Origin of the sequence: uncultured Corynebacterium sp. (assembly GCF_937999985.1) — a bacterium.
Lineage (GTDB): Bacteria > Actinomycetota > Actinomycetes > Mycobacteriales > Mycobacteriaceae > Corynebacterium.
On record NZ_CALLDG010000200.1, the window covers coordinates 1 to 7470 of the forward strand.

Sequence of the window (7470 nt, forward strand, 5' to 3'; positions counted from 1 at the left end):
CCTGGGTGGCGTGGTGGAGTTCTGTGGGAAGATCCCCCCGGTGAAGTGCTTCCAGGACAATGCGCTGCTTAAGAGCGTTCTGCAGGAGGACAACCCCGGTGGCGTGCTGGTGATCGACGGTGATGCGTCGATGCACACTGCGCTGGTGGGCGACATCATTGCGGGCCTGGGCAAGGACCACGGCTGGGCCGGCGTGGTGATTAACGGGCCGATCCGCGATTCTAAGGTGATTGGCCAGATGGAGTTCGGCTGCAAGGCGCTGGGCACCAACCCGCGCAAGTCCACGAAGACCGGAGAGGGCGAGCGTGACGTGACGGTGAGCTTCGGCGGCGTGGACTTTATCCCCGGCGAGTACATTTACTGCGATTCGGACGGCATCATCGTTTCCGACGAGATTGTGCAGCCGGTCTAAGCAGGGGATTTCCTAACGGCGATAGGAGTGGGGTAACCTATCGCCGTTGCCCTTTTAGTAGGGCTTCGGCGGACTGTGGCGCAGCTTGGTAGCGCACTACACTGGGGGTGTAGGGGTCGCAGGTTCAAATCCTGTCAGTCCGACAATTTTCACTATTATCCGGGGTATGACCTCACCATCACCGCAGAAAAAGAATAACTACACCGGAGTTGCTATCGGCGCGGCCATTGGCCTTGTGCTTGGCCTGGCCATCGCATTAATCTTTGATTTCTTTATCCCGATTGGGGTTATCTTCGGCCTGTCGCTTGGCGCGGGTATCGGGCTGGCGTTGAGCTATAAGGAATAGGCCAGTTAGCTTCCGTAACGGTATCGACAAGCCGCGATGCGAATCTCTCCGTCCACTACCTTGTACACCAGGCGGTGCTCATCGGTGATCCGCCTCGACCAATAGCCTGATAGACCGTGCTTGAGGGCTTCAGGCTTGCCGATGCCCTCGTTTCCGTTGCGGGCGATGTCCTTAATCAACCGATTAATTCTCTTTAGGGTGCGGCGATCCGCCGTCTGCCACCACAAGTAGTCCTCCCAGGCAGACTCATCCCAAACGAGAATCATTAGTCCTCAATGAGGTCGTGGTGGGCGCCGCGCCCCCGCTCCAGGTTCTCGATGGAACCGAGGAGGCGGCGAGCGTTCTCGGGAGAGCGCAGAAGGTAAGCAGTTTCTCGCAGCGATTCGTACTCGGAGAGCGAAACGATCACGACGTCCTCGTGACCGGCTCGGGTAATGATGGCTTCCTCGCGATTGTCGACAACATCACTGAGCACTTTCGCGTAGTTCGCGCGGGATTCGGTATAGCTAAACGTTTTCACAGCACACCTCCTGTACAGGAAACTGTACGTCACATGAGAGGTGTCGTCAACGTCTGAAGTCCGGCAGACCGAACACTCTGTCGAGCGCACCTTTACAGAGAATCAGCAGCGTCGCGCACGGTTCCGGTAGTACGGCGGTCCGTGAAATACCGGACCGCGTAGTACGCAGCAGCCACCACAATGAAGGCCACGCCCATGAAGGTGAAACTGCCCTTGAAAATCGGGTTGTCGTGAGCCACGCCCTGGCCGAAGAAACCAAGCCTGCGGGACGTGGCGTTGCTGACGAAGGGCAGGAAGACCATCGTCAATACCGCCACCACTGCGAAGCTCAGAAGCTGCTCAACAACCCAGCCCAGCGCGCCGTTCAGCTTGTCTGAGATCACCTGTACCAGCTGGAACCCGGCGTCCAGAAAAACGACAAAGAGCGGCACCAAGAACACCCAGTGGTGATACCAGCTAAACGGCGAGATGATGCAGGCAACAACTCCGCCGAGGGCCATGATCATCGAGTAGTTACCGCGACGGTAACAGCCCAACACCACGATGCTGTACAGCACGACGATGGCGACCACGCAGACGAGCCACAGTGCGGTGCTGTCGTAACCCAGGCGATGCAAGACGGCGCCGAGGGACTGCGCGCCGGGATTGTCCTCGCCGCCGATGCGCTGGGTTTCGAAGATCTTGGTCTGCCAGAAAGACTTGGCGTCCGGGACGAAGAGGAAGCCGATGACCACGGTCGCCAGGATCGTTACGGTCATATAACCCATCGCGCGCCAGCGCTTGCCCAGCAACAGCGGCAGGTAGAAGAAGACCGGGGTGAGCTTAATGCCGGCGGCCAGGCCGCTGAAGATACCCCCGCCTCGGTTGCCGGTGCGGCGGCGCAGAAAATCCAGGGCAATCAAGCCCATGAGGAAGATGTTGATCTGGCCCCAGAAGAAGGTGCCGAAGATCGGGGCCAGGTGGAAGGAAGCGACCAGCGCCGCCAGGGAAACGAGGATTAGCCCCGGGGACCAGGCATAACCGCGCTCGCGGAAGACCCCGATAATCACAGCAAACAGCACCAAGGCAGTGAGGCCTAGCCAGATACTCGCCGCAACCTCGAACCGCACCAACGGCAATACCCTAAAAATCACGCCCGAAAACGGCGGATAAGTAAAAGGGAGACCCCCGACGAAGGGCTGGGAGTACAACTCCTGCCCGCTATTCAGGGCAACCGCAGCGTTGTAATAGACCTTGAAGTCCGTTGGCCACTTGAAGAGGTTCGTGAACCAGGAGGAGCGAACCTCCGGCAAGGTCAGTCGATACACCGCATAGGCAGCGAGAAGAGCGAAAGCCATGAACGCACCAAAAGCGCCCGGCAGCCTCTTGGAGGCTCCGCGCGAACTGGTGGAAGCTATAAAACTCATCTCGTTTACTTTAAAACGCAAATCGTTGCTTTTTGGTTACCACGACCGAGCAACGAAGAAATTTAAAAAGAATTTCTGCGGCCCCCATGACAAACGTCATGGTGCATTCCGTGACGAAACCTATGCGTGCACTTTTCAGCTCCGAAATAACGTGAAGACCATGAGTGCGACACAACTGGCACACGCCATAGAAGTAAGAGGAATCAGCAAGACCTTCAAGCCACGTTCCAACCAACCGGTGCACGCGCTGAAGGACGTAAGCCTAAGCGTTCGCCCAGGCGAGATTATTGCACTGCTCGGCACCAACGGTGCGGGCAAGACCACCCTTGTGGATCTGATTTTGGGGCTTACTTCCCCGACCGCCGGGACGGTGAGAGTCATGGGCCGCTCCCCCAAGCAGGCAGTGTACGACCAAAACATCAGCGCACTGATGCAGACCGGTGGCCTGCTCCACGAACTGACCGTGAAGGACACGGTGGAGATGATCGCCGCCGCATTCCCCGAGCACCTACCGCTCGAAGAGGTTATCGAGCAGGCCAACCTGGAACCCATCTACAAGCGGCGCGTAGGCAAGTGCTCCGGCGGCGAGCAGCAGCGCCTTCGCTTCGCCCTAGCAATCCTCGGCAACCCGGACATCCTCATCCTCGATGAGCCCACCGCTGGTATGGACGCCGGCGCACGCCACCGTTTCTGGGACTCCATGAAGCATCAGGCGCAGCTGGGCCGCACGATCATCTTCGCGACCCACTACCTAGAGGAAGCGGACAACTTCGCCCAGCGCATCGTGCTCATGCACGAAGGCGAGATTGTTGCCGACGGCACCACCGACGAGCTGCGAAACATGAGCGCCAACCGCGTGGTCAGCGCCGAGTTCCCGGGTGGATTCCCCGAGCTGGCAGGCCTTAGGGGCGTCATAAAGAGCGAAGTAAACGGCCGTCGCCTTCGTATCACAACCAACGACTCTGACGCGCTTGCCCGGTACCTGTTGACGGAAACTGACGCCCGCGATCTCGACATCACCAGCCACAGCCTGGAGGACACATTCCTTGCGCTGACGAACGAAAACGAGGAGGCCTAACAATGAGCACCACCCTAAAATTCGCCGGCCACGAGCTACTACGCCTGCGCCGGGACATGACCACCTTGTTCTTCAGCGTCGGTCTGCCAATCTTCTTCTACCTGATCTTCGGCGCAATGCAGGAATATGGCGATCAGGAAATGAACGGCGGAAACGTCTCCGCGTTCGTCATGCTGGGCATGGCCTTCTACGCCGGCGTAGTAGGCGCCGTCGGCGCAGCGGGCACTTCCGTGACAGATAACCGCAGTGGTTGGGGCAGGCAGCTGGCCCTTACTCCCCTGCGCCCGTGGCAGCTAGCCTTCGCCAATGGCCTGAGCATCGCCGTGCGTGCGGTGCTGCCGATCGTCGCCGTGTTTATAGTCGGCGGACTGACCCGGGCCCACATGCAGCCCGACCAGTGGGCGTTGAGCTTCATCGCCTGTGTGCTGTGTTCCATCCCCTTTGGCTTCTACGGCTTGGCGTGGACGCTGGTGGTTCCGAAAGAGAACACGGTTTCCATCGCCACTGCATCCATCGTGATCCTGGCCTTCGCGGGCAACGTTTTTATGCCTCTCAGCGGATCGCTGCTGCAGGTAGGCCGTTTCACCCCGATGTATGGCGCAATGACGCTGGTTCGCTGGCCGCTGGCCGAAGGCGCTCAACTGCTCGACCACGGATTCATCAACGACCCGATGTGGTACGCCTGGGTTAGCATCGCAGTATGGACGGCGATCTTCGTAGGCTTCTGCCTGCTGATGGGCAAGCGCGACAGGGAGCGCAGCTAATGCGCCCTTTTGACGGGTTTCAGTTGAACTCCGCCATCTTCGCCTCGATATGGCTGATATTCCTGGTGCCCGTCGCTCTGCAGGTTTACACGGGGGAAGGATTCAGCACTACGGCCAAGGCCTGGATGACTATATGCCTGCTGGCTTTCGGCGCGTTCTACTTCTACGCCTTCGGCTCGTTGGAATACTTCCCCCGCGGCTGGGGAACACTAGCGCGGGCACTGCTGCGCTGGGGCATACTGCTAGCCATTGCGTTGGCCAGCGTGCCAGCGATGCAGGCTGGCGCGGTGGCCTTTGCCCCCTACCTGGCCGCGATGTTGGGATTCACGGTGACGCTGCGGAAGGCACTGCCGATCGTGGTGGCGACAGGTGTACTCGGGACAGTTGCAATGTGGAACTGGTGGCCGGACGACCTTACCTGGGGTGCATTCACCCTTTTCGTCATGCCGTTGTTACTCGTCGCTCTTGGGATTTTTAGCCAATACGACGAATCCCGCCACAAGCTGCGGCACGAACTGGACCTGGCGCAGCAGCGGGAAGACATTGCCACGGATGTGCACGATCTGCTGGGCCACTCGCTGACAGTCATCAACCTAAAGTCCGAGGTCGCCAGGCGGGCAATGGATAACAACCCCGAGCAGGCAAAACAGGAGCTCAAGGAAATCAGCGACCTCTCCCGCCTAGCCTTGGCGGAGGTGCGATCGACGGTCACCCGCATGCGCACACCCACCTTCGCCGGTGAGCTGCAGGCGGCGCGCCGGGCTTTGGAAACTAAGGGCGTCACCGCGCATCTACCCGAACTCCTACAGGCACCGGGCGCACACGACACAGTGTTTTCCTGGGGTCTGCGAGAACTTACGACGAACGTCGTGCGGCACTCCGGTGCGAGCACGTGCTGGGTAAACGTCACCGCCGACAAGCTGCAGGTCACCGATGACGGCTGCGGGTTCAACGGCGAGGCCACGCAGGGCACTGGCGGGCTGGCCGGCCTGCGCCAAAGAGTCGAGGAAGCCGGTGGGAAGCTGATTGTGCGCCGCGAACGCGGCCTGAGTACCGTGCTGATCGCCATGGGAGGCGACAACGAGCTGATCGACGACGGCGCAGTGGCGAAGGAGGCCACCCGATGAGTATTCGAGTACTACTCGCCGAGGACCAATCACTGGTGCGCGGGGCGCTGATCGCACTGCTGAACGCGGAGCCGGACATCGAGGTCGTTGCCGAATGTGCGACCGGGACCGAAGCCGTGGCCCTCGCCCGGAAGCAGCCCATCGACGTGGCCCTGCTGGACATCGAGATGCCGGGACTAAACGGCATCGATGCCGCGAAGGAGCTGGCCGGTAATCGATGCCGCTGCCTGATCGTAACGACATTCGGCAAGGCCGGGTACGTCAAACGTGCGATGGAGGTGGGCGTGGACGGGTTCATCGTTAAGGACACGCCTCCCGAGGAGCTCGCCGACGCGATCCGGCGGGTCCATGCCGGCCTGCGCGTTATCGACCCGACGCTTGCCCAGGAAAGCCTATTGACGCCCGATAATCCCCTTAGCGAGAGGGAAACCGAGGTGTGCCAGCAGCTCTTCGAGGGCAAGAGCTCCCCTTCCATCGCCAAGGCGCTGCACCTTTCGCCGGGAACTGTGCGTAACCACATCTCCAGCATCATGGCGAAGACAGGCGCGGGGAATCGCTACGAGGCGGCGCATCTGGCGAAAACGAATGGGTGGATCTAGCTCGCGCTGCCGAGTAGCTGAACCACTGTTAGGTTTATGTGAGTTACTTCACGACTCCACCGCAGCACTCACAACTCGCAGTTAGGAAAGCATGAAGACATCCCTCACCTGGCGCAAGACCGCTGCCGCAGCAGTGGCCGCCATCGTTTCCCTCAGTTCCGCCGGCACCGCAGCTGCCGCGCAGGGCTCCATCGCCGGATCCTCCTTTAGCTTCGGCTCCTCCATCGCCGGATCCTCGAAGCCTGAGCAAAGCAAGCCACAGGGCTTCGACTTGCAGTCCCACCGTGGTGGCCGCGGTGAGTACACCGAGGAATCCCGCAAGGCATTCGAAGAGTCCGTGAAGATGGGCGTATCCACCCTGGAACTGGACATCGTAATGGCCGAGGACGGCACCCCGGTTGTTTGGCACGACCCGGCAATCCAGGCCGACAAGTGCACCGACACCAAGCCCGCCACCGAGAACGACCCGGAGTTCCCCTACGTGGGCAAGCTCGTCCACGAGCTGAACTGGAAGCAGCTGCAGACCTTGAACTGCAACAAGGTGTTGAAGGACTTCCCGGATGCGAAGGCCGAGGAAGAAAACAAGCTGCTACAGCTGCAGGACGTGTTCGAGATCGCCGCTGCCGACCCGCAGATGCGCTTCAACATCGAAACCAAAATCGAGGCAGAGGAACCCGACAAATCCGCCGAGCCGCAGGAGTTCGTCGACGCGATCCTACCGGTTGTGCGGGCCAACAAGGCTACGTCCCGAACCACCATCCAGTCCTTCGACTGGCGCTCGCTGCCACTGGTGCGCAAGGCCCAGCCGGACATTTCTCTGGCTCTTCTTTATGACGCCACCACGTGGAAGTCCGGCTCCCAGTGGATCGGTGATGTGGACTACGACAAGGTTGGCGGCAATGTTAACAAGGCCGCGACCCAGCTGGGTGCGGAGATCCTCTCTCCTCACTACAAGCTGGTCACTCCGGAAAGCGTGGCCTCCGCCCACGAGGCGGGCCTGCAGGTTCTGCCGTGGACGGTCAATGAGAAGCCCGACATGCAGGCCGTGATCGACGCGAAGGTCGACGGTCTGATCACCGATTACCCGACCCGCGGCATGGAGGTTCTCAAGGAGAACAAGCGCCAAGTTCTCTAGGCGAGTTTGAGCTCCCGGTAGCGATTCGCCGCAGCCAGGATTTCCGCCCCGCGCGGGCGGCTCAGGTGGCCGGGGTGATCACG

11 protein-coding genes and 1 tRNA gene are annotated in these 7470 nt (G+C 60.4%); 8 read left to right on the forward strand and 4 right to left on the reverse strand.

Going from position 1 to position 7470, the window contains the following annotated elements; genetic code table 11:
- From rraA to Q0331_RS09690, 3 genes are all read left to right on the forward strand, one after another.
- A partial coding sequence (gene rraA, locus Q0331_RS09680) for a ribonuclease E activity regulator RraA (RefSeq protein WP_298076150.1) occupies positions 1 to 412 on the forward strand: 412 nt, incomplete at its 5' end.
- A 69-nt stretch (positions 413 to 481) separates the two neighbouring features.
- A tRNA-Pro gene (locus tag Q0331_RS09685) sits at positions 482 to 555 on the forward strand.
- 23 nt (positions 556 to 578) lie between these two features.
- Positions 579 to 758 carry a hypothetical protein gene (locus tag Q0331_RS09690; RefSeq protein ID WP_298076151.1) on the forward strand — a complete coding sequence of 60 codons (180 nt, stop codon included), beginning with the start codon at positions 579 to 581 and terminating at the stop codon, positions 756 to 758.
- A 5-nt stretch (positions 759 to 763) separates the two neighbouring features.
- On the opposite strand, the gene Q0331_RS09695 is transcribed toward Q0331_RS09690, so the two are convergent.
- From Q0331_RS09695 to Q0331_RS09705, 3 genes are all read right to left on the reverse strand, one after another.
- On the reverse strand, positions 764 to 1024 hold the full coding sequence (locus tag Q0331_RS09695) for a Txe/YoeB family addiction module toxin (RefSeq protein WP_298076152.1): 261 nt from the start codon (positions 1022 to 1024) through the stop codon (positions 764 to 766).
- Positions 1024 to 1278: a type II toxin-antitoxin system Phd/YefM family antitoxin gene (locus Q0331_RS09700; protein ID WP_298076153.1), complete on the reverse strand. Its 255-nt coding sequence runs from the start codon at positions 1276 to 1278 to the stop codon at positions 1024 to 1026. Before Q0331_RS09700 ends, Q0331_RS09695 begins: the two co-directional genes overlap by 1 nt.
- 92 nt (positions 1279 to 1370) lie before the next feature.
- Entirely contained in the window at positions 1371 to 2684 is a 1314-nt protein-coding gene (locus Q0331_RS09705; RefSeq protein ID WP_298076154.1) for a glycosyltransferase family 87 protein, read from the reverse strand.
- 160 nt (positions 2685 to 2844) lie between these two features.
- On the opposite strand from Q0331_RS09705, the gene Q0331_RS09710 reads away from it, so the two are divergent.
- The 5 genes from Q0331_RS09710 (at position 2845) to Q0331_RS09730 (ending at position 7387) form a co-directional block, all read left to right on the forward strand.
- Complete coding sequence (locus tag Q0331_RS09710; RefSeq protein ID WP_298076155.1) at positions 2845 to 3762, forward strand: ABC transporter ATP-binding protein; 918 nt, start codon at positions 2845 to 2847, stop codon at positions 3760 to 3762.
- 2 nt (positions 3763 to 3764) lie between these two features.
- Positions 3765 to 4526 (forward strand): ABC transporter permease, encoded by a 762-nt coding sequence (locus Q0331_RS09715; protein ID WP_298076156.1) that lies wholly within the window; start codon positions 3765 to 3767, stop codon positions 4524 to 4526.
- Entirely contained in the window at positions 4526 to 5653 is a 1128-nt protein-coding gene (locus Q0331_RS09720) for a sensor histidine kinase (protein ID WP_298076157.1), read from the forward strand. The genes Q0331_RS09715 and Q0331_RS09720 overlap by 1 nt, the downstream gene beginning before the upstream one ends.
- Entirely contained in the window at positions 5650 to 6252 is a 603-nt protein-coding gene (locus tag Q0331_RS09725; RefSeq protein WP_298076158.1) for a response regulator transcription factor, read from the forward strand. Before Q0331_RS09720 ends, Q0331_RS09725 begins: the two co-directional genes overlap by 4 nt.
- Before the next feature lie 91 nt (positions 6253 to 6343).
- A complete protein-coding gene (locus Q0331_RS09730) occupies positions 6344 to 7387 on the forward strand; it encodes a glycerophosphodiester phosphodiesterase family protein (protein ID WP_298076159.1) in 1044 nt (347 codons plus the stop codon).
- Here Q0331_RS09730 and Q0331_RS10835 read toward each other — a convergent pair.
- Positions 7384 to 7470 (reverse strand): hypothetical protein (locus Q0331_RS10835; RefSeq protein WP_367274981.1); only part of this gene is annotated, 87 nt, incomplete at its 5' end. The genes Q0331_RS09730 and Q0331_RS10835 overlap by 4 nt on opposite strands.